This is a genomic window from Halorubrum trapanicum, assembly GCF_017873555.1.
Lineage (GTDB): Archaea > Halobacteriota > Halobacteria > Halobacteriales > Haloferacaceae > Halorubrum > Halorubrum trapanicum.
Genome location: NZ_JAGGKE010000002.1, coordinates 181,744 through 205,641, shown reverse-complemented (window position 1 = coordinate 205,641; position 23,898 = coordinate 181,744). Strand labels below are relative to the sequence as shown.

The following is a 23,898-nucleotide window of genomic DNA, read 5'->3' as shown; positions in this document are numbered from 1 at the left end:
GTCAGTCCCCGCCGAGTCGTTCCGTCAGTCCCCGCCGAGTCGCCCCCGCAGTCCGACCGCGGCGCCGGCGACGACCGCGAGGAAGCCAGCGAGGAACGCGACGGGCTGGAGCAGCGTCCGCTGCGCGACGACGGCGCCCGGCTCGCGCTCGACGGTTCGGGTCCAGAACTCGTACCGCTCGCCGTCGTACTCGACGATCAGCAGTCCGTCGCCGAGCGTCGGCTCTGTCGGGTACGGCAGCGAGTCGACGCGCTCGGCCGGGTCCTCGACGCCGAATCCGCCCTCCGGCGCGTCGCGAGCGCGGTCGAACGCTTCGCGGGCGTCGGGGGCGAGGTCGGCGTACGCGACGACCGCGTCCGACGCGTTCGAGTCGTTGCCCCCGTCGGTCTCGTTACCCGCGCCGGTCGCGGGCGACTCGAAGCCGGCGACCGACCCGTCGGTCACCGGCTGGACCGTGTGCGTGTACGCGGGGTCCGGCTCCCCGACCGGGACGGGGAGGAACAGGGGGTTCGCCATCAGGAGGACGCCGAGCGCGACGAGTCCGGCGGCCGCGAGCGGGGTGCGCATGGCTCAGGGTTTATCGGGCCGGCAGTTGAGCCTTTCCGACCCGACGCGATTTCGTAAACTGTCGCTGACGGATCGGCGACTGACACCTCCGAAGCCCCAGCCGCTCGGAGATACGCGGCTGCTGGCGGGAACACCTCCAAAGCCCCAGCCGCGACGGCTCGCGCGCCTTGTTGTGCGCCTCGCTCGTTCGCTCCGCTCACTCGCTGTGGTGCTTACTGCGGCGTGCTTCGCCCTCGCGGCTGCCCCTTTGAGTCCCACCCGACCGCGACCGCACAGCACCTCACGCCTCCCCAGCCTCGTCAGTCGCCTCCGCTTCGCTCCGGCGACTGACTCCCTCGCACGCGCTCCCCGCGGTCGCCGGTGGCGACCGCTCGGAGGCGCGCGCCACCGCACCGCTCCTTATGAGCGATCGTCGCGGGCGCCCGCGGCTGTTTAAATATCGTATCGCCGTCGCCGCACCGATTCGCGTACTTCAGCTATCTGTCTTGCTGTCCTCTTCTATCGCCCGATCGTCCCCTGCCGCGTCACGGGCGCGTCGGGGTCGACGAGGAACGCGACGACGGTCGCGCCCTCGTCGCCCGCGGTGACGGTCGGCGGCGCGTTGTCACCGGTCCACAGGACGCTCTCCGTCTCGTCGAGCGCGGCGTCGTCGACGTCGACGTCGCCCTCGAACACGTACACGTAAGCGTCACGTCCCTCGATCTCCGGGAGCGCCGCGCCCGCGTCCGCGTCGAGGCGAACGTCGTAGCAGTCGACCGCGTTGCGCACGGTGAAGGGGAGGTCGGATCCCGCGGGCGCGAACACGCGACGCCACTCGTTCGGCTCGGGGTCCGGGAGCGGCCCGTGCTGGATGCCGGGCTCCAGGCCCACCTCCTGCGGGCGGACGAAGATCTGGAGCATCCGGAGCGGCGGGTCGTCCGCGAGTGTCTCCTCGGCGTGCCAGAACCCCGCGCCCGCGTTCATCACGAGGAGGTGTTCCGAGTCGGTGACCAGCTCGTTGCCCTCGCGGTCGTCGTGGCGCATCACGCCGGCGGGCACCCACGAGACGATCTCCTCGTCGCGGTGCTGGTGCATCCGGATCAGCGTGCCGGGGTCCATGAACGACTCGACGACCGTCGAGAGGGGGCCGTACCCGTGGTCGTCGCCGTCCGGCAGGTTCCGGCCCGGGAAGTTGAAGCGAGTGCGGAACTTCCCCTGGTCCTGAAAGACCTCGGAGCGAGGCGCGGGAAAGAGGTTGTCATCGGTCGCGGCGGCGGTGTGTTCCATTGCCCTGCGTAGGTGCGCGCCGGCAAAAAGGCGCCCGGTGGCGGCGAGCGGCGTCAGTCCGCGGCCGCCGGCTCGGCCGTTTCCAGTCCGGACCCGCTCGGCGGGCGGAGGGCGTACACCGCCAGCCCCGCGGCGACCGCCAGCACGCCGCCCAGCGTGAACGTCGGGGTCCAGCCGAGCGTCGCGACGAGGTAGCCGGCGACGGTGCCGGAGAAGACGCCGCCGCCGACCTTCGCGGTGTACAGGACCGCGTAGTTGCCGGAGGAGTTGGCCGCGCCGAAGTAGTCGGCCAAAAGCGACGGGAAGAAGACGTACAGCGGCGAGGAGAAGAACATCGCGCCGAGGACGAACGCGACGAAGACGGCGCCGTTACCGGCCTCGCCGGCGCCCACCAGCCCGATCCGGAACAGCCCGGCGAGGAGGAACGACCCCGCCATCACGTGCTTGCGGCTGAACCGGTCTATCGCCTCGCCGAGGATCATCCGCGAGACGCCCGCGGCGACGGGGAGGAGTGTCGCGGAGAGCGTCGCGACGAGCGCCGCCAGCCCGAAGTTCTCCGCGAACCGGACCACGTTCGCGATGACGAGGAGGTCGGCGCTCGCCATCGCGATGAACATCGCGTACAGCAGCCAGAACTGCCACGTCGAGAGCATCTCGCGCGTGGAGTAGTTGCGGCCGCGGATCGACGCGGCGAGCCCCTCGTTGTCGCCGTCACCGCCGTCGGTACCGTTCTCGCGGTCCAGCCAGTTTTCCGGCGGGTCCCGGAGGAGGAACGAGCCGACGAGCGTGACGACCAGGATGCCGATCCCGATGTTGCGGAGAACATTGCTGTACGCCGCCACGGTCGCGTTCGCGCGCACGTACGGGACGACGAGGGCGCTCCCGGCGGCGAACGCCATCGTCCCGACGCCGGTCGTCAGCCCGGTGCGGTCGGGGAACCACTTGACCGCGGTGTTGACCGCGACGGTGTAGACGATTCCCACGCCGACTGCGCCAAGCGAGTACAGCAGGTACAGCTGCCAGAGACTCGTCGCGTACGCCAGTCCGATGTACCCCCCGCCGGCCAGCAGCGCGGCGAGGAACGTGAGCGCGCCCGGGCCGCGGCTGTCGCGCCACTTCCCCGCAGGGAACTGCGAGAGCGACTGAAACACCACATAAAAGGAGAACACCGCGCCCAGCGCCGGCAGCGCGATGTCGAGGCTGTCCGCCAGCGGCTGCTCGATGGACGACCAGACGTACTGGTACGGGCTCACCGCGGCCATCATCCCGGCCGCGGCGGCGATCTGCCACCACCGCGAGAAGCCGAGGACGTCGGCCGCCCGCGCGGCGTAGTCGACCCCGCCGGAGCCGTCGGTGTCGGTCGACTCGGCACCGTTCGTCCCGGCGGTCGAGCCGTCCCGTTCGTCGCTACCCATCGTCGTTCGTCGGCCGCGTGCTGTTGGTCCGTGTCATGTGTCCGTTCGATCTGCGGTTGCGAGGTCGACGCGCGGCGCGGTCGGCCCGCAGTCGTGGCTTCGTGTCCCTACTCGTCGCTCCACTCGACTAAAACGCGTCGTTGCGGTCGTTCTTGCTTCGACCGCGACGGTGCGGTCCGAACCGCACGCGACGGGCCGGACGACGAGGCGCGCGGCTCAGATCGCGTCCGGATCCTCGGCCGCGAACCGTACCGCCGGTGGAACGAGCCCGCCGCCGAACAGCATCGCGAGCCCCGCGGCCCACGCGACGACCGTCCCCGCCGACGCGCCGTAGCTGATCAGCGGCAGCGACAGCGCCATGAGGAGAAACGCCAGCGTGTACCGGCGCAGGACGCTCATCTCAGGCCACCCCCAGCAGTCCGGCGGCGTTCAGCGAGACGATTGCGAGTCCGACGAGCGCGCCGACCGCGGCGACCCACGGGATCGTCACGCGGAGCACGTCGCCTTCGCGACCGACTATCCCGGCCGCGGTCGTCCCGAGGATGACGTTGCCGGGCGAGATCGCGTTCCCGATCGCGCCGCCCGCGCTCTGCCCGGCCAGGATCAGCGGCTCGGAGAGCCCGCCGAGCTGCGCGGCGGTCTGCTGTTGGAGACCGCCGAAGAGGATGTTCGACGCCGTGTTGCTCGACGTCATGAACGCGCCGAGCGACCCGATGAGCGGCGAGAGGAACCCGTAGGTGTTCGTCGTCGCGACGCTCGCGACGCTCTCGGCGAGGACGAGCACCTGGCCGCTGTGGTCCATCACCTTCGCCATCACGAGGAAGGAGACGACCGCGATCGACGCCGGGATCGCCGTCGCCAACACGGCCCGCGAGAAGCCGGTCCGCGGCTCGTCGGCCCGATCTGCGGCCGCCTCGTAGTGCCCCTTCCGACGGTAGACGAGGAAGGCGACGAGGGCGCTCGCCAGCAGGAAGGTGCCCGGGTGCGTCAGCGGCGCGAAGGGGTCGTACGGCGCGGCCGCCTCGGTCACGACGCCGAGTCCCGTCGCGATCTCGGGGAAGCTCAGGCCGACCTGGAGGCTCCCGAGCGCGTCGCCGAGCGGGGTGACGACGGCGGTGACGAGCGCGATCGCGGCGAGTACCGCGAACGGCAGCGCGGCGAGCGGCAGGCTCATCAGGTCGTCGTCGGGCGCGGCCGCGTCGGCGGCCGTCGCCACGCCGCCGTCGGCGACCGCCCCGGTCCCGTCGCCGTCGGCGGCGGGAGTCAGGCCCTCTGTCATCACGAGCCGCTTTTCGATCGCGTCGGTCGCGCTGGCGTACCGGTCCCACGCCGCGAGCGGCGCGAGCGCGAGCAGCCCCACCGTCGCCGCGAAGAAGTTCGCGAACTCCGGCGGGATGACGGTCACCGCGGCCAGCTGGCCGCCGCCGTGGATGAGCGAGACGATCAGGATCATCGGGGCGGCGTACCGCACCGCCTCCATCCGGCCGTAGATCCAGGCGATCGAGAACCCGGCGACGAGGTTGGGGATCCACAGCAGGACGCCGAGCGCGAGCGCCGTGACCGCGACGCTTTGCATCTCCGTGACCTGTACCAGCGCCAGCCACGCGACGCCGAGCGTGCCGAAGGTGTTCGCCCACGCGTGGCCGATGAGCGGGATCGCGACCGAGTACACCGGCTTCACGCCGAGCGCCAGCAGCAGCGGTGCCACCACGACGATGGGCGTCCCGAACCCGGAGATTGACTGCATGAACGAGACGAACACCCAGCCGAACGCCAACACGAGGAACAGCTCGTTGTCGGTGAACGCCGTGATCCGGGTGCGGAGCGCCTCGAACCCGTCGGCCCGGTCGATCACGTGATAGAACACGAGCGCGGGGAGGATGACGTAGAGGACGAACACCGCGTCCCACACTCCCTTCGCGCTCGCGACCGACAGCGCCTCGGCCGGCAGGCCGTACGCCACCACCGCGACGCCGGCCGCCGCGAACATCCCGACCGACGCGGCCTCGTGGGCCCGCCAGCGCAGCACAACGAGCGTGAAAAGCAGCAGTGCCAGCGGCAACAGCGCTAGCGCGGCGTACGTCGCGTTAACTGGCAGCAAGGCGGACACCCCCGGTCGACGGCGGCGTATCGCTCCGAGACCGGGCGAGCCGGCGGTCCGCGTTCGAGAATCCACCCGTCTGATCGATCGTCCACACAGATTTACTCGACTTCATTGACTGACATCGCATCAACTCCGAGTATTTTACAAAAGAGTGCCCATAATACGAACCAGACGTGTGGGGAAGATTCATTTCTATGGGGTCATGTATTAGGTGTTCTATTACGGCCATTGTTCGGGATCGATTCGCGCTCGAGGGAACCTCGAGGTTCGAACGAACCGACCACCGGAACGGTCGCTCGTCCGACGCGGAACCGCACGCGACCGATTAAGTGGATCGGACCGCAACGATCGGTGTGACAGACGTAGGCATCGTTGGTGCGGGCGCGGGGGCGGCCGCGGCGGCGTTCGTGGTCGACGGGGCCGTGCCCGACGCGGACGTGACCGTGCTGGAGAAGTCCGGCGGTCTCTGCGGGCGCGCGGCGACCCGCCGCCGCGACGAACTCACGTACGACTACGGGGCGAACTACCTGAAAAGCGACGACGACCGCGTCGTCGAACTGATCACCGAGACGCTCGACGACGAGGGGCTCGTCGACGTGACGGACCCGGTGTACACCTTCGAAGCCGACGGGGCGGTGTCTCCCGGCCGCGACGCCGACGAACACAAGTGGAGCTACCGGCGGGGTCTCACCCAGATCGCGAAGCGCCTGTTCGGCCGCACCGACGCGGCCGTTCACCGGCGGACTCGCGTCGAGACGGTTCGGCGGATCGACGGTCCGGGTGGAGGCGGCGGCGCAGCGGACGGTGGCGGCGACGACGGTCGGTGGGAACTCGACGACGCCGACGGCGAGACGCACGGTCCGTTCGACGTACTACTCCTGAATCCGCCGGCCCCGCAGACCGCCGAACTGCTCCGGACGGCCGAGTGGGACGACCCGCTCCGCGAGACGCTCGTCGAGGCGGTCGGGGAAGTCGAGTACGGCAGCGTCTGGACCGCGGTGTTGCGCTACCCGTTCGCGCTCGACGTCCCCTACTACGCGCTCGTCAACACCGACAAGGAGCACGCGGTCGGCTGGATCTCCCGCGAGGAGTGTAAGGCCGGCCACGTTCCCGAGGGGGAGACGCTGCTGGTCGTTCAGGCGAACGACGCGTGGTCGGCGGCGCGCTACGACGACGACCCGGTCGAGAACGCCGCCGCGCTCGCGGACCACGCCGCCGACATCGTCGGCGACGAGCGGCTGGCCGACCCCGCGTGGACCGACCACCAGGGGTGGCGCTACGCGCTCCCCGAGGGCGGCGTCGACCGCGGACCGGTCGACTCGGCGCGCGACGCGGGGCTGTACCTCCTCGGCGACTGGGTCGCGGGCGAGGGACGACTCCACGCCGCGCTCGCGAACGGACTCGACGTCGGCGAACGCGTCGCGTATCGGACTTAAAAGAACGGCCGCGACGCCGCGGTTTGCTTCGTCGCCGTCGAAAGAACGGATCTGTTTCGGAGAGCGGTTCGGCGACGTTCCGGCCGGAGACCGGATACTCGCGCGGTTAGTTCGTCGTGATACGGTACTCGACGGTGCCCAGTCCGGGGAGCGTGAGCGTCTGGACCCGGCCGCTGCGCCGTCGCAGGGTCCGCAGGACGGACCGCGAGAGGACGGCGAGCGCGACGGTGCCGGTCAACAGCGCGACGGTGGCCACGGGGTACGCGAACGCGACGAACGGAACGACGACGAGCGCCAGGTACAGGAGCGTCCCCAGCGGCGAGCGGCCGGCAGGCGGCGACTCGGAGCCGACGGGTCGGTGCTGCTCGGCCGAGGTGATGGAGCCTTGGTACATACTACTCCGTACGAACTCCGACGACTAAAACCTTTCACTTCTCAAATAGGTTCTGAGAATTGGTACCACACCACTATCTATCAGAGGTTCTAAAACGGTTGTTAATGGGGTGTAAGGTGTACCATGACACTCGTTGGTATACGTCTCATAATTCTGTGACTTACGCCGAGCATGTCACCGATCGCCTCCGGTTCCCGGGGATTTCGGAGGGCGGACGTGGCGGTCGCGGTCGCGTCTCGACTCCGCGTACGGTCGTCGACGAGCACGGGCGCCGCTCCCGCTCGCCGGTGCTTTTATTTCGATTCGATACCTCTCGTAGTTACGGACAGACACACGATGACACTCGACACTCGCACCACCGATCCAGCGGTCGCCGTCGCGGCGCCGGAACGCAGGCGCGTGGTCGCCGGTCTCGCGGACGGCACCGTCGAGGCGGTCGTGGATCTGCGCGTTCGCGGGCGGGCCGAGGAGATCGCGGCCGAGCTCCGCGAAACGCACCTCCCGGCCCTCGAGGAGGCCGGCTACATCGAGTGGGACCGGGAGGCCGGCACCATCGAGCCCGGCCCGAACTTCGAGGAGGCCGCGGCCCACGTCGACGACCTCCCGCTGCCGGAGTCGGAGCCGGCCGACGACTGACCGGCCGGCCGCACGGGCAGCGACGGCCCGGAGCGACGGGCGGAAGCGCGGCGGCGGTCGCGGCCCGGGACGTTTATGCCCGGGCGCGGGCGACACCCGACAGCGATGGCCGAGCCGATCCTGAAGTGGGCCGGCGGGAAGCGACAGCTGCTCGACGAGCTGTACGCTCGGTTCCCGCCCGAGTTCGGTCGGTACCACGAGCCGTTCGTCGGCGGCGGCGCCGTCTTCTTCGATCTGGAACCCGCCCGCGCGACGGTCAACGACGCGAACCCGCGGCTCGTGAACTTCTACGAGCAGGTCCGCGACCGCCCCGACGAGCTGATCGCCAGGCTCGCCGAGTTCGCCGACCCCGAGAGCGACCCGGATCCGAGCCTCCCGTACGCCGAGGAGACCGCTCGCGGCCGGGCCGTCGACGCCTACTACTACCAGCAGCGCGCGCGGTTCAACCGCCGCCCGTACGAGGGCGAGTTCGACCCGCTGGAGGAGGCCGCGCTCCTCTTGTACCTCAACCGCACCTGCTACAACGGTCTCTACCGCGAGAACGCCGACGGCGGGTTCAACGTCCCGGTCGGCCGGTACGCCGATCCCGACTGGGTCCAGCGCGACCGGATCCGGCGCGCGAGCGACCTGCTCGCCGACGCCGAGATTCGCAACGGGGATTTCGCGTACGTCCTCGACGCCGCGGAGCCGGGCGATCTCGTCTACTTCGACCCGCCCTACGAGCCGATGAGCGCGACCGCGAACTTCAACGAGTACAGCGCGTCCGGGTTCGACCGGGAGGACCAGCGGCGCCTGCTCGACGCCGCCGGCGAACTCGACGACGCCGGGGTGTGGGTCGTCCTCTCGAACAGCGGCGTGATGTACGACGCGTACGCCGAGGCGGGGTTCAGGGTCGACCGCGAGGACGCGACGCGGGCGATCAACAGCGACGCCGGCAACCGCGACGCCGTCGACGAGATCGTCGCGACCAACGTCCCCCCGACAGAGCGCCGAGAGGGGGGCCAGCGAGAGCTGTCCCGGTTCTGACGCGCCGCCGGCGGCGACCGGTTGGTCCCGTCGGACCGCGGTCGCGGTCGCCGACCGGCGACGCCCGTCGGACCGCGGTCGCGGTCGCCGGATTCCGTCCCTCGGACCGCGGCGTTGGGGCGGGCTTTTTGACCTTCCCCGCCGACGACCCGGGTATGACCGATCTCGACATCGACCTCGTCCTCGCCGCCGTCGACGGCAGCGAGGAGTCACACGAGGCGGTCGATTACTCCATCGCGCTCGCGGCGGAGTACGACGCGGGCGTCCACGCGTTGTACGTGCTCGACGAGGAGGTCGTCCGCGCCATCGACCACGGCGTGGTCGACGAGAGCGACGTGGCCGACGACTCCGAGGCGTTCACCGACTCCGTCGCCCGCCGCGCGGAGGCCGCCGGGGTGACCCACAGCAACTCCATCGCGTACGGCTTCTCCACGTCGGTCAAGACCGTCCACCCCGGGAGCGTCGTCCTCGACACCGCCGAGGAGCTGGAGTCCGACTTCATCGTCGTCCCGCGCGAGCCGGTCTCCGGCGATCCCGGCGAGGTGCTCGGAAAGGCCGCGGAGTACGTCCTCCTGTACGCGAGCCAGCCCGTGCTGTCCGTCTGATGGTCGGCGGTCTCCTCCCGGCGGGCACGACGCTGCCGCCCGCACCGCACCTCCTCGTCGTCCTGCTCGCGACCGGCGGGGTCGTCGCCGCGCTCCGCCGCCGACGGCCGGGAGTCACCGCCCGGCGCGTGCTCGCGCTCGCCCCGTGGATGGCGCTCGGTTCCGCGGCTCACGTCCTCTACGTCGTCGACGCGCTCCCATCTCTGCTCTCCCCCCTCGCCGGCTCGCCGACCGTCTACCTCACGGTCGGATCGCTGGCGGGCGCGGCGTGGCTCGCCGCCGACGCCGCCAGCCCGGACCGCGTCGCGACGACCCTCGCGGCCGCCGGCGCGCTCCTCCTCGTTCCCGTCGTCGCGGTCGCGGCCGGGACCGGGATCTCCTCCGACGGCGCGCGCTGGTCGGCGGTCGCGCTCGCGCTTACCGTTCCGCTCGCCGGCGCCGCCTGGGTCGGCCTGACGCGGTTCCGCCCCGAGGCCGCGGTCACCGGTGCGGTCGGCGCGCTCGCGGTGTTCGGCCACGCGCTCGACGGCGTCTCGACCGCGGTCGGGACGACCCAGCTCGGCTTCGGCGAGCGCACTCCCGTCTCGCGGATCCTCCTGGAACTCGGCCCGATTCCGCCGGTGCCGGTGCTGGGCGAGGGATGGCTGTTCCTCCTCGTGAAGCTCGCGGTCGCGACCGCCGTCGTCTGGCTCTTCGCGGCGTACGTCCGCGAGACGCCGGCGGAGGGGTATCTCCTCCTCGGGTTCGTCGCGGCGATGGGTCTCGGTCCGGCGGCGCACAACCTGCTCCTGTTCTCCGTGGCGGCCTAACGGGTCGGTGGACGGCGTTACAGCACGGCGACAGCGAACGCGACCGTGACGCCGGCGAGCAGGGCGGCCTGGACGAACGCGCTGGCGAGGGCGCCGACCACCGCGTAGGCCGCCTGCCGAGCGGCCTCGCGCGTGTCGCCGTCGTGTTCGTTCAGCGCGGCGAGGAAGACGGTGCCGCCCAGCCCGACGACGATGCCGATCGGGCCGAGCGGGATCAAGAGGGCGATCCCCACCAGCGTCCCGACGACGACGGTCCGGGTGGAGGCACCGCCGAGCCGCCCGGAGACCATTCCCGACGCGAGGTCCGCGGCGGAGGCCAAAAGCGAGACGAGAACGAGCGCGACCAGCACGACGAGACTCGGTTCCGCGAACCCGGTGGTGTACGCGTAGCCGACGACGGTCAACGCCGCGAGGGCGCCGCCCGGCACGAGCGGGACGAACGAGCTGGCCGTCCAGACGACGAGCAGCGCGATCGCCAGTCCGGCCGCGAGAGTCACCATACGGACCGGACGCTACGTGCGCTGAAAACACTTCACCTCGATCGACCCGGCGGGGGCGGATCCGCCGACGCCGTCAGTCCTCCTCTTCGACGACTTCCGGATCTTCGATGGCCGACTGGAGGGAGTCCAGCCCGTTGACCCACTCGGAGACCAGCCCGTACTCCAGGTCCTCGACGAGTTCGATGTCGAGCGCCTCGCCGTCGATGACGCGGGTGCCGGCCTGAACGACGTAGCCGAGCGCGGCGTCGAGGTCGTCGCCCTCCTCGGCCTCGGCGGCCGCGCGCACGAACTCGCTCACGTCGCCGTCGACGACGCCGCCGACGACGTACTCCTCGGCCGCGTAGAAGACGGGGACGAGCGAGGTCTGGACACCGTCGATCAGCATCGCCTTGTCCTCGTCGTCGAACTCGACGTCGTCGAGGACGATGTCGCGGATGTCGTGGACCTCCTCGACGGCGCGGTCCTCGTCGATGCGGTCCTCGTCGAACGCGGCGAGCACCTTCACCACGGCGATCGCCGCGTCGTCTTGGAGGTTCAAGAGGAGGCGCGCGGAGTCCTCGTTCTCGGGATCCAGCTCCTCTTCGGCCAGCCTGTCGAGCCAGTTCTGCCAGCGTTCGTCGGTATAGAACGTTTCGACGGCGTCGTCGTCGGTCATGTCCCGTACGTCGCCCGGACTACTCAAAGGCCTTTCCTATCGATCGCCGCCCGAGATCGCGTCTCACCCGGGTGAATCCCGGATTCGAGGGTCGGCCGTCCGGTCCCGGGTTCGGGTTACGACTCCGACCGCTCCAGCGTCGCCTCGGTGTCGATTCCGTACACGTCTCGGGGCGTCTCGACGTGCGCCCGCCGGACCGCCTCGTCGTACCCCTCCTCCAGCAGCCAGCGCACCCGCCGCGGGACGGTCTTGGGTCCCAACACCATCCCCGGGCGGTCGGGGTCGTCGACGAAGTCGGTCTCCATCAGGAACGGCTCGACTGCCTCGGCCGCGCGCTCCAGTCGGTCCTTGTCGCTCATCACGCTCGGCGTGACTCCCGCCAGCTCGCCCGCGGCGTAGTGTTTGACGACGCGCGAGGGGTCGAGACCCGCCTCCTCCGCGACCGCGGCGAGGTCGGTCAGGTCCTCGGTGGCCTCCGTGTGGAGCTGGACCGCGCAGTCGACCTCGGCGCCCAGCTCGAACGCGCGCCGCGTGACCGCGTTCGACGCCTCCCAGACCGCGTCGGTCACGTCGTAGTGGGGCCGTCCGGATTTCAGCGCGAGCGCGTCGCCGTCGGCGACGTACTCGCTCGCCACTTCCAGCCCGCCGCGCATGAGGTCGCGGGCCTCAGTCGGCGAGAAGTCGCGCTCGTCGACGAGCCGGCTGATCAGGCCTGGGTGGACCCCGAGGACGGGCCACGCGCGCCCCGGCAGCGCCTCCGTCGCGGCCGCGACGGTCTCCAGCGTCTCCTCGAAGACGGCCCGGAAGTCGGCCGGCTCGTCCGGCTCGACGCCGAGCAGCCACGAGGGCTTGTTCACCACGAGCAGGTGGGTGCCGCCGAGCCGGACGAACTCCTCGACGGCCTCGATCCCGCGGCCGTGTCGCGGGTCGAGGTGGAGGTGGTTATCCAGCACGGGCGTCCCGAGGTCCTCGGTCATGCGAGGGCGTTCGGGCGCGCCCGATTAGAAGGCTCGGTCTGCGGCGGGAACCCCTTCGATCAGCGCCCGCGCCGAGACGCCGCTCGCGCGATTCGTGGTTCAGTCCGCGCGGTTCGCCGCGAACTCCGCGTCGGATCGAGGGATCGTCACGTCGGCGAGTCCCGACTCGATCTGGTCGCGGCGGTCCTCGAACTGCCCGGGCAACACCAGACGCTCGCCGAGTTCGTCGAGCGGCTCGTCGCTCGCGTACCCGGGGTCGGCGGTGGCGAGCTCGAAGAGGACGCCCGCGAACTCCCGGAAGTAGACCGATCGGAACCAGTGGCGGTCGATCTGCTGGGTCGGTCGCAGCCCCATCGAGGCCACCGCGTCGCGCATCGCGGACTGGTCGGCGTCGGTCGGCGTCTGGAACGCGACGTGGTGGACCGTGCCGCGCCCCGAACTCCCCTGTCGGTCCGTCTCGACGACGTCGACGTACTTACCCACGGGACCGCTCGCCGCGAAGCGGGTGCGGTCCTCTCCGGTCGCGGCGTCCGACTCGGAGCCGGTCACCGTCAGCCCCATCGTCCCCAGGAGCCGCTTGGTTCGCTCGGCGTCGTCGAGCCACAGCGTCACCGAGTGGAAGCCCCGGATCGCGGCGGACTCGGGGACGAACGCGGTCCACGCGGTCGTCGGGTCGTCGTCCGGTATCTCGACCGCGACCAGTTCGACGGGGAGGCCGTCCGGGTCGCGGAAGGGGAGGACCGTCTCGCCGAAGCGCTCCTCGCGGGCGTCGTAGTCGACGCCGCGCTCGTCGAACCGCGCCTCCCAGTAGTCGAGGCTCCCCTCGGGCACCCGGAACGCGGTGCGGGAGACCTGACCCGCGCCGACCTCGCCCTCCGGCAGGTCCGTCCACGGGAAGAACGTCATGCTGGTCCCGGGGTTCCCCTCGGCGTCGCCGTAGAAGAAGTGGTACGTGCCGGGGTCGTCCTGGTTGATGGAGCGCTTCACGAGCCGGAGACCGAGCGTCTCGACCCAGAAGTCGAGGTTCCGCTGCGGGTCCCCCGCGACGCAGGTCACGTGGTGGATCCCGGGCGTGGGTGTCGGGCCGTCCTCGGTTCCGATGTCGGCGTTCTCGGATTCGTCGGTCATGCTACCGGGTACGTCCCGGAGGGACTTGAATCGGCGCGGACACGGGTGTTACCGGATCGCCGACGGATCAGCAAGCCCGCGCCATCGCCTTCTCGATTCGTCGCATAAGCGCCTCCAAGCGGTCGCCGACCGCGCCGACGGCCCCGAGAACCGGGTACGTGACCTCGAGCTTCTGGTAGCAGTACTCCGGCAGATCGAGTTCGTCGCCGAGCGCGAGCCGCCGCTCGTGGTCCGCGAGCACGCGCTGGCGGCGGGCCGCGATCCGGTCGCAGTCCTCTCGGAGCGCCGCAGTCCGGGTCCGGCAGGCGTCGAGCGCGCCGAAGGTGGGCGTGCGGAGTTCGCCCTCCGATTCGTCGTCACCGGGATTTCCGTCGCCGAGCTCCGCGTCGATCGCGTCGATCTCCGTCCGGATCGGTTCGAGGCGAGACCGCGCGCGCTCGACCGATTCGATCTCCGACTCCAGCGCGTCGAGGAACGCCTCGCGCTCCTGGACCGCGGTCTCGGCGGCGCTCAACAGGGAGTGTTTGTACTCCTCGTGGAAGCAGTTCGTTCGGGTGAGCGCGTACGCGATCTCCGGACCGAACTCCTCGGCGACGCTCCGCTCGTAGGTGTCGTCGTACTCCGCCTCGTAGTGCGGGACCGACATCACCGTGGCCTGATACGCGTCCCGAACCGCGACCAGCCGGGAGCCGGAAGCGGCGGTCGCGTCGCCCCGGCCGTCCATCCCGCCTCCCACCGCACCGCTCATCGCGCCGCCCACGCCGGCGAATCCGTCAGACGCCGCGGGGTCCGACGGACCGGCGTTCGCGCTCTCGTCCGGGATCGAGGACACGCGGCCGCGGAACGCCCGGAACGCCTCCCGCTCGTCGACGACCCGACGCCGCTCGACCCGGAGTTCCGCTCGCGCCGCCCGGATCGGATCGCTCCCACCGTCCGCGTGAGTCGCTGCCATACGTCGCCGCACGTCGACACCCCTCGTAAACGCTTATATGAGAGGTATCGCGGGCGGCCGAGACGTCCGGACCGCTCCGGAGCGGTATATATCACGAACGCGGTGGACAGCGACTTTACGGCTCCGTCGCCGACCGCCGGTATGGAGAAGGTGGCGCTCGCCGAGGCGTTCGACTCGTTCGAGGAGACGTGGTCCCCGCGGCTCGCGGGCGAACTCAACGGGCAGGCGGTCAAGCTCGCGAAGGGAGACGGCGAGTTCGTCTGGCACAGCCACGCGGGCGCCGACGAGCTGTTCCTCGTTCACGCCGGGCGGCTCCGGATCGAGTTCCGCGAGGAGGCGGACGCGGTGTTGGAGGAAGGCGAGTTCGCGGTCGTCCCGCGCGGAACGGAACACCGGCCCGTCGCGGAGCCGGAGGCCGACATCCTGCTGTTCGAGCCGAGCGAGACGCGCAACACGGGCGACGTCGAGACCGACGAGACCGTGACCGAGTTGGAGCGGCTGGACTGACGCTTTCCGAGACGGGAAACGTACATCCGTCGGCCGACCGTACGGCGGTTCGATGGAGATCGCGCTGATCACGGTCGGGGACGAACTGCTCTCGGGCGACACGGTGAACACGAACGCGAACTGGCTCGCCGCCGAGCTGAGCGAGCGCGGCGTCGCCGTGGGGCGGATCCTCTCGATCCCGGACGACAGGGCCGAGATCACGGCGCGGGTCCGGGAGTACGCGGCCGACTTCGACGCCGTGATCGTCACCGGGGGGATCGGCAGCACGCCGGACGACGTGACGATGGAAGCTGTCGCGGACGCGTTCGACCGCGAGATGGCCGTCACCGACCTCACGCGCGAGTCGGTCGAGCGGCGGCTGGCCGCGATCCGCGAGCAGGTCCCCGACCGCGAGTTCGACGTCGACGTCGAGGCCGAGGCGGCGGTCCCCGCGGGGAGCCGCCCGCTGGTGACCGAGGTCGGGCTCGCGCCGGGCTGCGTGATCGAGGGCGTGTACGTCATGCCGGGCATTCCGGACGAGCTGAAGGCGACGTTCGAGACGGTCGCCGACGAGTTCGCGGGCGACCGGCGCTCGCGGTTCCTGTACACGGTCGAGCCGGAGTCGAACATCATCGACGTCTTGGAGACGGCGATGGAGCGGTTCGACGTCGTCGTCGGCTGTTACCCGGACCGCGAGGCCGACCACAACCGCCTGAAGGTGACCGCGACCGACGATGGGGCGCTCGACGCGGCCGCGACGTGGCTGCTGGAGAACGCGAACGCCAGCGAGACGCCGGTGTCCCGGGACTGGTGAGGTCGGACCGCGTTCAGTACCGCGAGGAGGTGTCGTCCGGGTGGACGTAGCCGTTGTCGAGGTCGACGACCTCCAGCGTCGCCAGCCGACTCAGCCGTGAGGTCGCGTCGTCCTCGTCGAGTCCCAGTTCGCCCGCTCGCGCGAGCACCCGATCGCGCGTCGGTACCGACTCGACCAGCCCGTCGTCGTCATCGACCGTAACAACACGGAGTCAAACTACCCCAACTGGTCAAGATCTCCTCGACGCTCGCGATGCATGATTCCGCCGGTGAACAGCCGAAGTTTCGAAATTAGCTCTGACTCGGTCTCGTACGTTGCTACGCGCAAGTCCCATCGCACCCGGGCGGATCGTATCATCGCGCTCGTCACGTCGTCCTCGTGAACGAAGATCAGCCGGTCGCCGTGAGTCGCTGAAAGCGCTTCGAGAATGCTTCCGGCTTCTTCGCCGACGCCGAAGTTATGCCCGAGAAACGGGAGAACGAACGCCGTCGCGTTGCTACATCGCGTGTACTCGATACTCTGCGTCGCGGCGTCCACGTCGTCGGTGTCCACGTCAACGTCAACGGCGAGAAACGCGTTCACGCCGGGGTCCACGCGAAGTGCGCCCTGTACCCGTCGCAAGAGCACCTGTGCCGCGTCGATCTCGTCTTCGCTACGGAACAACCGTCGGAGCGGCCCGGGGAGATCGGCCACGTCGATCGCGTCTCGCTCGTCCTCGTCGAGCACGTAGTTGAGATTGAACGATTTGTACGGACCCATCAGGTAGAAGAGGAACCGGTCGTACGCCACGTGACCTACCCGCTCAGCGATGAGGTCCCGGGTGATATCCACGGCCATGAGAAGTCACGACCGTCGTTAGTATTTAAAAACTGGTGTTTTTGAGAGAGTTCGGCTTGAGAAAGACTAAGCGTCTTTCCCTCGTACGGGACACCACGATGGCGACGAATCACCCGCAGCCCGCCGACGCAGCCCTCCCGGAGGACCCCGAAGACCTGCTGCCGGAGGACAGCGTCCTCAGCCTTGACGAGTACCTGGCGATGCACGCGGCGGTCGGGCACCGCACCAGATACGAGATCCTCTATCGGCTCGTCCACGGCGGCGACATGAGTCCCAAGGAGCTGGCGGAGGCGATCGAGGTCGACGACAGCACCCTCCACTACCACCTCAACGAACTCGTCGATGTCGGCCTCGTCGAGAAACGGCAACGCGCCGAGCGAGAAGCGGACGGTCTCTACACGTACTACCGAGCGACGGTGTTCGGCGAGGTAACGCTCACGAGCGGCGTCGACGAACTGATCCGCGGCGAGAACGACTTCGAAGCGTTGTACGACAGTTCGACCAAGGGGTGAGAGACGACTGACGCCGTGGACCCCCCTCGTCCCGCTGTGACGACAGCGAGTAGTGGAATTGCTCGTTTCTCCAGACAAACATCCGCTCTGGCGGCACGGCTCCTCACTCGCGTCGCTCGTTCGTCGCAGTGTGCCGCCAGAAGTGGGTTGGGGCGGATTCGAACCGCCGGCCTCCCGACGCCGTCCAGCGATTACGGCCCACAAAAGGCCGTAGGACGGCGCGGCACGAAGTGGTGAAGTGTGTGGTCATCTCCCCGTGTACCACGCCCGGCGTGAGTCGGCTTCAGAGACAACCAATGAGCCGACAAATGAAGCCCGAACGCGCCGTCGAACGGTATCTCAAAGAACGGAAGCCCGAAGTCTCGGAGTCAACCCACTACAACCATGCGTGTACGCTTAACGCCTTCTTGGAGTTCTGCGAGGAGGAAGGGTTAGACAACATCTGTGAAGTGGACGGCTTCCACATTCACGACTTCAAGATATTCCGCCGCGAGGTCGGGGGCATCAACGAAGTCACGCTCTACAAAAATCTCTGTACGCTCCGTGTCTTCCTCAAGTGGTGTCGCTCGATGGAACTGGTCGATTCGAGTGTCGTGGAGAATATGATTCTTCCCGACTTGGAGGACGACGCCCGCGATACGATGCTCGATGCCGAGCGTGCCGACCAGATACTCAATTACTTGGAGAAGTTCGAGTACGCCACGCTCCGGCACACACTATTCGCCTTGCTGTGGGACACAGGCTTCCGTATCGGAACTGCCCGTGCTATCGACGTAGAGGACTATCATCCGGAAGAACAATACGTCGAAATCAGGCATCGACCCGAACAGGACACTCCGCTAAAGAACGGGACGCGAGCCGAACGCGAAGTGAATCTCCATCCGTGGGTGTGCGACATCCTCGATGACTACCTCCAAATTCACCGTAACGACGTGACAGACGAGTACGGACGCGAGCCGTTGTTTTCCTCATCGAGGGGGCGAACCGTTCGGTCGAATCTCCGGATGCATATTAACCGCGTGACTCGGCCCTGTCACACTACAGGAGAGTGTCCCCACGGGCGCGACCAATCCGAGTGTGAAGCCGCACAGGATTACGACCACGCCTCGAAGTGTCCGACCTCGGTATCTCCGCATCCGATTCGACGCGGAGCGATTACGCATTGGCTCAACGAGGGGCACAGTAAGGAACTCCTCTCCGACCGGATGAACGTCTCCGCGAAGACGCTGGAGAAACACTACGATGCCCGTTCGGAGAGCGAAAAGCGAGAGCTACGACGGAGAGAGTTCGGGATGGAGTAGGGGCATTTTCGGGCGTCCATACTCCCTGATTTCCCGACTTTCAACGCCGCGAATTTCGACGTTTTCAGCAACCCGTTTTCCTGACCTCAGACCTGAAAATTCTCTGAGCGACTTACTAAATACCGCGCGGACGCGCTCGGTGAATGTTCTAACTCCCCCTCTCCTACTGTGTATATACCCTACTGTCCTTACTCAGTATTCTACCGCATCGAGTCGTTTGTTCTTACAGCGGGTTCACTCCGCTAACCCCTACTCGTTGAGTCGGATATAGACTACTGCCCGCGCTCCGACTTTCTTTTTCAGGAGTTCTCCCTGTTCGACCAGTTTCTCCAGCTTGTTGTATGCCGCCGGGCGGGAACAGTCCAGTTCGTCGGCTACCTCATTAGCCGTTAGTACGGGAACGTCGGCCTCCTCGAAGACATGGAGTACCGCATCGACCGTCAATTGTTCGACGTACTGCCCGGAGTTGTCGCGTTCGCGTTCCATACACAGGATTCGAGCCGTTGACGCTTCAATCCTATGACTACGAAGTAATAGGGGAATGCTTATTACCAATTACTACGTGGTTACAGGTAGAAGGTGGCCGTCCTTCGGGGCGTTCGTTTCGTCAGAATGCCCGAGTGCTGGAACACTCGGACGGTGGCCTTCGGTGGATACCAGAAAGCCATGTCAGAAAACGACTCTGCGGCAGATAAGCGCAACGCTGTTGAATACCTGAACTTCGGCGCGAAGACGTCGAAGCGCGTCTCGTGGGAGTTGTGGGAGTTCGCGGTCGAAGCCCCGCATCTGGTTCGCGTCACGAACGCTTCCTACGGCGCGGAGAAAGCCGACCACTCGTACCTCGTCGGCGTCGAAGACCGCGACGGCGTCCTCGTTCCGGCGGAGTGCGAGTGTCCGGCGGACAAGTACAACGAGAAGTACGACTGTAAGCACAAGGTCGCGCTCGCCACGGTCGGCGGCCCGGTCGTCCTCGAAGCATCTGTAAACTGTCCGACGCCGAGCGGGAACTCCGAGCGGTCGAACGCATCGACGTTGTCGGACAAGCTCCGGGCAGACGGTGGGGCTACAACCGAGGGAGTCGGCGGGGAGTCCAAACCCCTCGATGCGGCAGAACACGACGAGTGTGACTGTGCGGGATTATCCGACGACTTCCCCTGCTGGCCGTGCGTGAGAGACGGGAGGAAAGAACTTCCCGAGTAAGCGCTAAGCGAATCTTCGGTTTGAAAGATTTAGCCGCGACACACTTATCAAGGTGTGACACAGACTTACAAACCGGCACTACGCCGACCTACGAGAGACACGGTAGGTGCCGCTTCACGTACCATATCCTGCCGTGTTTTTTGTGGTGATTGTAGAGAAATTGATTGTTTTCACAACTCATCGTACTTCTCCAGAACTGTCTCGAAGTAATCCTCGTCCATCAGACGGGGATTCTGAACGCGGTGGAAGTCGTCCAGTACGAACGCCGTTTGCTCGCGGTCAAGACCGTAGGCGTGGAACGCGGCGGCGTCAAGTTCGGCCTGTACCTTCCGGCGTTCGTCCAACGTCGTCGCCGGCTTAATGCCACCGAGTCGGTTACGCATCTCCTCGAAGTCGTCGCCGTAGCAGTTGAGTCGAGCGGCCCGCCTCCAGATTTGCTCGAACCACTCGTCACCTTCGGAGAGGTGTGGGACTTGCGTCTCTTTGAACTTGTAGGTGACAATATGGGTGTCAACCTTCGTTCGGATGAGATAATCGAAGGGGAGTGAATTTAGCAGGCCAACTCCTGCGAATAGCTCTTCGTCCGTGAATATTGGCTGGTAGAAGTCGTGTAACGGATATTCTGTTAGTCCTTCCTCGAAAGGTTCCATCTTATAGTTGCGAACTGCTCTGAGAGTATTGTGGCAGACAATTCCTTCGGGGAGAACTGTTGAAATGAGTGTCCGCTCATTTGTGGAGTTAGTAATGTCCCGCAGAACAATTCGCGCCCTTGTACTATCAAGGAGAACGTCTTTTTCAGACAAGGGTTTCCCGCGATGTTCTTCAAGCAAATCGTTCACGAATCCCTTTTGCGACCCTGTGCCGTCGAACTCTTCGTAAATTGCTTTCTTCAGGTCGCCTATCGTCTTCTCACGCATACGCTGTTTCGCACTTCTCTCCGGGTCAGTCTCCTCCTCAACACTCCAGAACTCGGGGGAATCTATATCTTCGAAGAAATCTGAAGTGTAGGAGAATTGATATATATTACTACCACCATAGACCGGGTATTCTCCTTCCGCTTCATCAACGAACCTGTCTGAATCGCTTGTCCGTCTAAGTCCCTGATATGGCTCCATGTACCAATCTGAAGCTGTTTTATCTCCCAATGGAGGCTTCTCGATGAGCGTCTTGATAACCTCCAACTTCTCCTCCGACTCAATGTACGGGAAGATACGAGCTTCGGGAGAGTACGATTCGAGAACACCTTTAGGTATGTCAATAGCGTTCTCTTCAAACGATTGGAGTATTTCGACATTCCCTTCCTGATAAATTCCAGTTACAGTATCTGTCGTTCCTTGATTCTCAAAGACAGCGACTCCAAACTTGTATTGTCCGTGAATCTGGTCGAAGATACCGTGATTCTCGAAGATTGGAAGGGCTTTTAGCCGGGTTTTATCGAGTAGATGGCTCCGGAGGTCTTTACACGATGCTCCGTTGAACACCACTCCGGGCAGAACCTGTGCTATGTGGGAATCGTCATCGGCAATCCTGTAAACACGCTCTAAGAATAATGCGGAGAGGTCGTTCGGGTTCGGTTTTACCCGCCCATCAATTTCCGGTCGTTGTAGCTCATATGCTGAACTGTTCTTGAAGTACGTCGCCCTCTTGTCCATACTGTCCAGATAGTTCTCCCACTCTTGCGAGATGTGTTCATCCTCCAGTAGTTCCTCCTGTACCGCGTCCTTTTCGTCCGGAGGAAGTGTCCGGAATGTAGCCTTGTACCGGGAGAAAAAGTCGTCTCTAAGAGGTTTCAGTCTGTCCCACGGTGGGTTTCCAACGACTACGTCAAACCCGCCCTCCGCATACACCTCCGCGAACTCCAGCACCCAATTAAAGGGTTCCATCTCAGCGACTTCTTGTTGAGTGATTTCCTCAACACCCGCCTCGTTGAAGTCCCTGTGAATATCATCAATCAGTTCCTCACGAGCGTCCCGAAGCTTCTCGAACGCCCGCCGACGATGCTTCTCGGCAGTCTCGGTGTCAATCGCCTGTTCGTGCTTCTCGATTTCGTCGATGATTCCCTGATAGCGGTCGCGGACGCTGTCCCCGCTGAAACTCCCGAGACGGTACTGGTCGTCACCGTTCATTTCCGGGAAGCCTGTGTACCCGATGAGGCTGTTCCCTTCCCGTAGGTTGAACGCGATGTTCGGCAGGGCAAGCGCATCGGCCTCCGCAAGGTCGTCAACGTTCTCGGTTTCGAGTTCGGAGATAACCGAGAGCCAACACCGGAGTTTCGCAATCTCGACTGCCGGCCCCATCAGGTCAACCCCGTAGATGTTTTCGAGGACAGTCGTCTTTTTCAGGCGATACTCGTCGGGATAGGCTTCGTTTTGCGCGTACAGCGCCTTCCGGATGTTGACAATTTCTTCGAGGACGCTGGTGAGGAAGTGTCCACTCCCACACGCAGGGTCAACTACGCGGAACTCGTTCACTTCGTCCAGAAGCGGCCCGATTGTCCCCATATGGCCGGGAAGCCCCTCGATGAGTTCGTACACCGAGTCGAACCGCTCGGCCTCGTGTTCCGGCCAGTCACACTCTTCGACAAGCACCGTCTGGAAGCGGTCGAGCAGAGCCGGGCGGACAGTCTCCTCGGCGGAGAACCGGGTTATCTCGCTCGGCGTGTAGTACGCCCCGAGTTCCTTGTTCGTGTCCGCGTTGTCGCTCGTGATGTAGTTGATTGTCTTCTCGAAGACGTTGCCGAGAACGCTCGGGTCGAGGTCGGTCGGTGCGCCTTCCGCCGAGAAGCTGTACCGCTCCAAGAGGTCGATGATGGAGAACAGCACCGAGTTCCGCACGTCGAAGTCCGCTTCCTCGAAGTCGTCCCCGCTAATCGTGGGGCGGAAGAGGCCGCCGTTGAGGTACGGGATGTTCTGGAAGAGGTCGATGTTCTGGACGGAGTCCGGGCGGTCGTCCGGCTTGTTGTTCATCACGTCGTAGAACAGCGGTTGACAGAACGACTCGTAGAACGAGCCGGCGTACATCCCGTTCTCGTAGGTCTCCTTGAGCGTGCTGAGGAGGTTGGGTTCAACGAGCGTCTTGTCTTCGAGGAACTTGATGAAGACGAGCCGGTTCATCAGTTCGACCGCGAAGAGTCGGGCGTTGTCCTCGGTCGCTTCCTCGGGAACGACGACGCCGTCTCCGACGAGTGAGCGGGCGGTCTCTTCGTCGCCCCCGACGATACCGAAGACGTACCGGATGTAGTCGTCGTAAAACTCGTCGGTGATTTCCTCCTTCTTCTCCTTGATGACGCGGCGGGCGTCTCCCGCGATGGAGACGAAGTTCTCGTACTCGAACGTGCGGACGAGCCGAAGGACGCGGTCGCGGTCGGCGTCGAAGAGGACGTCCGCGGGGTCGTCGCGTTTGCCGACTTGGTTCTCGAAGAGCGCGAGAAAGACCGGCTGTAAGTCCACCTCCTCGATGACGTTGAGCGTGTAGGAGTCGGGGTCGTACCGGACGAACACCCACCGGAGGCCGTCGGTGGCGAAGCCGAAGTCCGACTCGAACTCTCGTTGACTCAGCCAGTCCCGGACTTGCCCGACGCCGTGCTTGCGGCTATCGAGGTCTTTGTTGATGGGTTCGGCTTCGATAAGGAGACGGGTAGAGTCTATTTCGGGATGGTCGCGGAGGGAGATGGTGTAATCGGCTACTTTCGTTTGCCCGCCGGAGAGTCCGCCGGCTTCGGTCGAATACTCGTGTCCCAACGCATCGAGGAGGGGATTAATGACGGCTTCCTGCGTGAACGATTCAGGCTGAAGGCCGTCTTTAGTCATCCCGCTCTTGAGCTGGTAGGAGCCGGCGTCGGCCCGGAGGATGCTTTCGAGCGTGTCGTCGTCTATCTGGTCGCGGAGGTTCGAGACGGCGTCGTCAATCGTCTGGATGAAGCGGTCGGCTTCGTCGTCGGTGACGGTCGTCTCGAAGGCGTCCGCGACGAACTCGGTGGGAACAGATGATGAGTCGGAAGACATTGGTGAATCCGGAGTCGGTTACTCGATTCTGGTGCGGAAATCGTCATAAACGTAGGGGTACTGTCGTGACGGAGTTCTGCCGATACTGTTGGCCGTGTTTTACCCTGCTGGTTCACTTCTCTGTGTTTCGCTCTTTGTGTTTTACCGCATCGAGGCGTTTTCTTTCCTCTCTGTCTCACTCGCCTGTGTTCAAACCCCCTCGATGCGGTAAACCGCTTGAGTCGAACCCCGGTGTGTATCACGGAGGTATCTCACCGGGTAGCTCCGCCACCTA

At 66.0% G+C, this 23,898-nt stretch carries 24 protein-coding genes and 1 pseudogene; 10 read left to right on the top strand and 15 right to left on the bottom strand.

The genetic code is table 11. The features are described from left to right. Positions 1–24: 24 nt before the first annotated feature. From J2744_RS03390 to J2744_RS03370, 5 genes are all read right to left on the bottom strand, one after another. Complete coding sequence (locus J2744_RS03390; RefSeq protein WP_209544511.1) at positions 25–567, bottom strand: hypothetical protein; 543 nt, start codon at positions 565–567, stop codon at positions 25–27. A 498-nt stretch (positions 568–1,065) separates the two neighbouring features. After that, complete coding sequence (locus tag J2744_RS03385; RefSeq protein WP_209544509.1) at positions 1,066–1,833, bottom strand: pirin family protein; 768 nt, start codon at positions 1,831–1,833, stop codon at positions 1,066–1,068. Between the two features lie 53 nt (positions 1,834–1,886). Next, positions 1,887–3,248, bottom strand: coding sequence for an OFA family MFS transporter (locus tag J2744_RS03380; protein ID WP_209544508.1), 1,362 nt, complete (start codon positions 3,246–3,248; stop codon positions 1,887–1,889). 216 nt (positions 3,249–3,464) lie between these two features. Continuing rightward, positions 3,465–3,647, bottom strand: a complete 183-nt coding sequence (locus tag J2744_RS03375) for a hypothetical protein (protein WP_209544498.1) — start codon at positions 3,645–3,647, stop codon at positions 3,465–3,467. A 1-nt stretch (position 3,648) separates the two neighbouring features. Then, positions 3,649–5,358: an L-lactate permease gene (locus J2744_RS03370; RefSeq protein WP_209544497.1), complete on the bottom strand. Its 1,710-nt coding sequence runs from the start codon at positions 5,356–5,358 to the stop codon at positions 3,649–3,651. 347 nt (positions 5,359–5,705) lie between these two features. Between J2744_RS03370 and J2744_RS03365 the strand changes: the two genes are divergently transcribed. Next, complete coding sequence (locus J2744_RS03365) at positions 5,706–6,788, top strand: NAD(P)/FAD-dependent oxidoreductase (protein WP_209544494.1); 1,083 nt, start codon at positions 5,706–5,708, stop codon at positions 6,786–6,788. Between the two features lie 106 nt (positions 6,789–6,894). Here J2744_RS03365 and J2744_RS03360 read toward each other — a convergent pair whose 3' ends face one another. After that, positions 6,895–7,182 carry a hypothetical protein gene (locus J2744_RS03360; protein ID WP_209544493.1) on the bottom strand — a complete coding sequence of 96 codons (288 nt, stop codon included), beginning with the start codon at positions 7,180–7,182 and terminating at the stop codon, positions 6,895–6,897. A 336-nt stretch (positions 7,183–7,518) separates the two neighbouring features. Between J2744_RS03360 and J2744_RS03355 the strand changes: the two genes are divergently transcribed. The 4 genes from J2744_RS03355 (at position 7,519) to J2744_RS03340 (ending at position 10,258) form a co-directional block, all read left to right on the top strand. Then, positions 7,519–7,818, top strand: coding sequence for a DUF7344 domain-containing protein (locus J2744_RS03355; protein ID WP_209544491.1), 300 nt, complete (start codon positions 7,519–7,521; stop codon positions 7,816–7,818). Positions 7,819–7,923: 105 nt separating this feature from the next. Beyond that, positions 7,924–8,844: a DNA adenine methylase gene (locus tag J2744_RS03350; RefSeq protein WP_209544489.1), complete on the top strand. Its 921-nt coding sequence runs from the start codon at positions 7,924–7,926 to the stop codon at positions 8,842–8,844. A 155-nt stretch (positions 8,845–8,999) separates the two neighbouring features. Next, positions 9,000–9,449, top strand: coding sequence for a universal stress protein (locus J2744_RS03345; protein WP_209544481.1), 450 nt, complete (start codon positions 9,000–9,002; stop codon positions 9,447–9,449). Continuing rightward, positions 9,449–10,258: a DUF63 family protein gene (locus J2744_RS03340; protein ID WP_209544479.1), complete on the top strand. Its 810-nt coding sequence runs from the start codon at positions 9,449–9,451 to the stop codon at positions 10,256–10,258. Before J2744_RS03345 ends, J2744_RS03340 begins: the two co-directional genes overlap by 1 nt. Positions 10,259–10,275: 17 nt before the next feature. On the opposite strand, the gene J2744_RS03335 is transcribed toward J2744_RS03340, so the two are convergent. From J2744_RS03335 to J2744_RS03315, 5 genes are all read right to left on the bottom strand, one after another. Further along, on the bottom strand, positions 10,276–10,758 hold the full coding sequence (locus J2744_RS03335; protein ID WP_209544477.1) for a DUF456 domain-containing protein: 483 nt from the start codon (positions 10,756–10,758) through the stop codon (positions 10,276–10,278). Between the two features lie 73 nt (positions 10,759–10,831). Further along, positions 10,832–11,413, bottom strand: coding sequence for a DUF2150 family protein (locus tag J2744_RS03330; RefSeq protein ID WP_209544475.1), 582 nt, complete (start codon positions 11,411–11,413; stop codon positions 10,832–10,834). Positions 11,414–11,529: 116 nt separating this feature from the next. After that, on the bottom strand, positions 11,530–12,390 hold the full coding sequence (locus J2744_RS03325; RefSeq protein ID WP_209544473.1) for a TatD family hydrolase: 861 nt from the start codon (positions 12,388–12,390) through the stop codon (positions 11,530–11,532). A gap of 99 nt (positions 12,391–12,489) precedes the next feature. After that, the gene (locus J2744_RS03320) at positions 12,490–13,518 is read right to left on the bottom strand and encodes a ring-cleaving dioxygenase (RefSeq protein ID WP_209544470.1); all 1,029 of its coding nucleotides are present in this window, start codon (positions 13,516–13,518) and stop codon (positions 12,490–12,492) included. A 67-nt stretch (positions 13,519–13,585) separates the two neighbouring features. Next, entirely contained in the window at positions 13,586–14,470 is an 885-nt protein-coding gene (locus J2744_RS03315) for a DUF7260 family protein (protein WP_209544468.1), read from the bottom strand. 141 nt (positions 14,471–14,611) lie between these two features. Here J2744_RS03315 and J2744_RS03310 point away from each other — a divergent pair, with 141 nt between their 5' ends. Both J2744_RS03310 and J2744_RS03305 read left to right on the top strand, forming a co-directional pair. Continuing rightward, on the top strand, positions 14,612–14,977 hold the full coding sequence (locus J2744_RS03310; protein WP_209544466.1) for a cupin domain-containing protein: 366 nt from the start codon (positions 14,612–14,614) through the stop codon (positions 14,975–14,977). 52 nt (positions 14,978–15,029) lie between these two features. Then, positions 15,030–15,770 carry a competence/damage-inducible protein A gene (locus J2744_RS03305; protein WP_209544464.1) on the top strand — a complete coding sequence of 247 codons (741 nt, stop codon included), beginning with the start codon at positions 15,030–15,032 and terminating at the stop codon, positions 15,768–15,770. A gap of 13 nt (positions 15,771–15,783) precedes the next feature. Here the strand turns inward: J2744_RS03305 and J2744_RS15390 are convergent. Further along, a pseudogene (locus J2744_RS15390) lies at positions 15,784–15,966 on the bottom strand (hypothetical protein); the annotation flags it as partial. 20 nt (positions 15,967–15,986) lie between these two features. Next, positions 15,987–16,607, bottom strand: coding sequence for a DUF7509 family protein (locus tag J2744_RS03300; protein ID WP_209544462.1), 621 nt, complete (start codon positions 16,605–16,607; stop codon positions 15,987–15,989). 98 nt (positions 16,608–16,705) lie between these two features. Here J2744_RS03300 and J2744_RS03295 point away from each other — a divergent pair, with 98 nt between their 5' ends. After that, on the top strand, positions 16,706–17,119 hold the full coding sequence (locus J2744_RS03295) for a winged helix-turn-helix domain-containing protein (RefSeq protein WP_209544460.1): 414 nt from the start codon (positions 16,706–16,708) through the stop codon (positions 17,117–17,119). A 308-nt stretch (positions 17,120–17,427) separates the two neighbouring features. Further along, complete coding sequence (locus J2744_RS03290; RefSeq protein WP_245203161.1) at positions 17,428–18,420, top strand: tyrosine-type recombinase/integrase; 993 nt, start codon at positions 17,428–17,430, stop codon at positions 18,418–18,420. 249 nt (positions 18,421–18,669) lie between these two features. Here J2744_RS03290 and J2744_RS03285 read toward each other — a convergent pair whose 3' ends face one another. Next, positions 18,670–18,906 (bottom strand): helix-turn-helix domain-containing protein, encoded by a 237-nt coding sequence (locus tag J2744_RS03285; RefSeq protein ID WP_209544455.1) that lies wholly within the window; start codon positions 18,904–18,906, stop codon positions 18,670–18,672. Positions 18,907–18,999: 93 nt separating this feature from the next. On the opposite strand from J2744_RS03285, the gene J2744_RS03280 reads away from it, so the two are divergent. Further along, the gene (locus J2744_RS03280) at positions 19,000–19,620 is read left to right on the top strand and encodes an SWIM zinc finger family protein (RefSeq protein WP_321169780.1); all 621 of its coding nucleotides are present in this window, start codon (positions 19,000–19,002) and stop codon (positions 19,618–19,620) included. Positions 19,621–19,790: 170 nt separating this feature from the next. On the opposite strand, the gene J2744_RS03275 is transcribed toward J2744_RS03280, so the two are convergent. Next, positions 19,791–23,624 carry an Eco57I restriction-modification methylase domain-containing protein gene (locus J2744_RS03275; RefSeq protein ID WP_209544453.1) on the bottom strand — a complete coding sequence of 1,278 codons (3,834 nt, stop codon included), beginning with the start codon at positions 23,622–23,624 and terminating at the stop codon, positions 19,791–19,793. Between the last annotated feature and the right edge of the window lie 274 nt (positions 23,625–23,898).

What these genes read in the sequence shown, in the direction of transcription:
- J2744_RS03355 (WP_209544491.1), top strand. Translation starts at nt 7,519, where the DNA reads ATGACACTCGACACTCGCACCACCGATCCAGCGGTCGCCGTCGCGGCG.
- J2744_RS03380 (WP_209544508.1), bottom strand. Translation starts at nt 3,248, where the DNA reads ATGGGTAGCGACGAACGGGACGGCTCGACCGCCGGGACGAACGGTGCC.
- J2744_RS03275 (WP_209544453.1), bottom strand. Translation starts at nt 23,624, where the DNA reads ATGTCTTCCGACTCATCATCTGTTCCCACCGAGTTCGTCGCGGACGCC.
- J2744_RS03325 (WP_209544473.1), bottom strand. Translation starts at nt 12,390, where the DNA reads ATGACCGAGGACCTCGGGACGCCCGTGCTGGATAACCACCTCCACCTC.
- J2744_RS03285 (WP_209544455.1), bottom strand. Translation starts at nt 18,906, where the DNA reads ATGGAACGCGAACGCGACAACTCCGGGCAGTACGTCGAACAATTGACG.
- J2744_RS03335 (WP_209544477.1), bottom strand. Translation starts at nt 10,758, where the DNA reads ATGGTGACTCTCGCGGCCGGACTGGCGATCGCGCTGCTCGTCGTCTGG.
- J2744_RS03375 (WP_209544498.1), bottom strand. Translation starts at nt 3,647, where the DNA reads ATGAGCGTCCTGCGCCGGTACACGCTGGCGTTTCTCCTCATGGCGCTG.
- J2744_RS03315 (WP_209544468.1), bottom strand. Translation starts at nt 14,470, where the DNA reads ATGGCAGCGACTCACGCGGACGGTGGGAGCGATCCGATCCGGGCGGCG.
- J2744_RS03295 (WP_209544460.1), top strand. Translation starts at nt 16,706, where the DNA reads ATGGCGACGAATCACCCGCAGCCCGCCGACGCAGCCCTCCCGGAGGAC.
- J2744_RS03310 (WP_209544466.1), top strand. Translation starts at nt 14,612, where the DNA reads ATGGAGAAGGTGGCGCTCGCCGAGGCGTTCGACTCGTTCGAGGAGACG.
- J2744_RS03330 (WP_209544475.1), bottom strand. Translation starts at nt 11,413, where the DNA reads ATGACCGACGACGACGCCGTCGAAACGTTCTATACCGACGAACGCTGG.
- J2744_RS03345 (WP_209544481.1), top strand. Translation starts at nt 9,000, where the DNA reads ATGACCGATCTCGACATCGACCTCGTCCTCGCCGCCGTCGACGGCAGC.
- J2744_RS03340 (WP_209544479.1), top strand. Translation starts at nt 9,449, where the DNA reads ATGGTCGGCGGTCTCCTCCCGGCGGGCACGACGCTGCCGCCCGCACCG.
- J2744_RS03360 (WP_209544493.1), bottom strand. Translation starts at nt 7,182, where the DNA reads ATGTACCAAGGCTCCATCACCTCGGCCGAGCAGCACCGACCCGTCGGC.
- J2744_RS03290 (WP_245203161.1), top strand. Translation starts at nt 17,428, where the DNA reads ATGAAGCCCGAACGCGCCGTCGAACGGTATCTCAAAGAACGGAAGCCC.
- J2744_RS03320 (WP_209544470.1), bottom strand. Translation starts at nt 13,518, where the DNA reads ATGACCGACGAATCCGAGAACGCCGACATCGGAACCGAGGACGGCCCG.
- J2744_RS03305 (WP_209544464.1), top strand. Translation starts at nt 15,030, where the DNA reads ATGGAGATCGCGCTGATCACGGTCGGGGACGAACTGCTCTCGGGCGAC.
- J2744_RS03390 (WP_209544511.1), bottom strand. Translation starts at nt 567, where the DNA reads ATGCGCACCCCGCTCGCGGCCGCCGGACTCGTCGCGCTCGGCGTCCTC.
- J2744_RS03300 (WP_209544462.1), bottom strand. Translation starts at nt 16,607, where the DNA reads ATGGCCGTGGATATCACCCGGGACCTCATCGCTGAGCGGGTAGGTCAC.
- J2744_RS03385 (WP_209544509.1), bottom strand. Translation starts at nt 1,833, where the DNA reads ATGGAACACACCGCCGCCGCGACCGATGACAACCTCTTTCCCGCGCCT.
- J2744_RS03350 (WP_209544489.1), top strand. Translation starts at nt 7,924, where the DNA reads ATGGCCGAGCCGATCCTGAAGTGGGCCGGCGGGAAGCGACAGCTGCTC.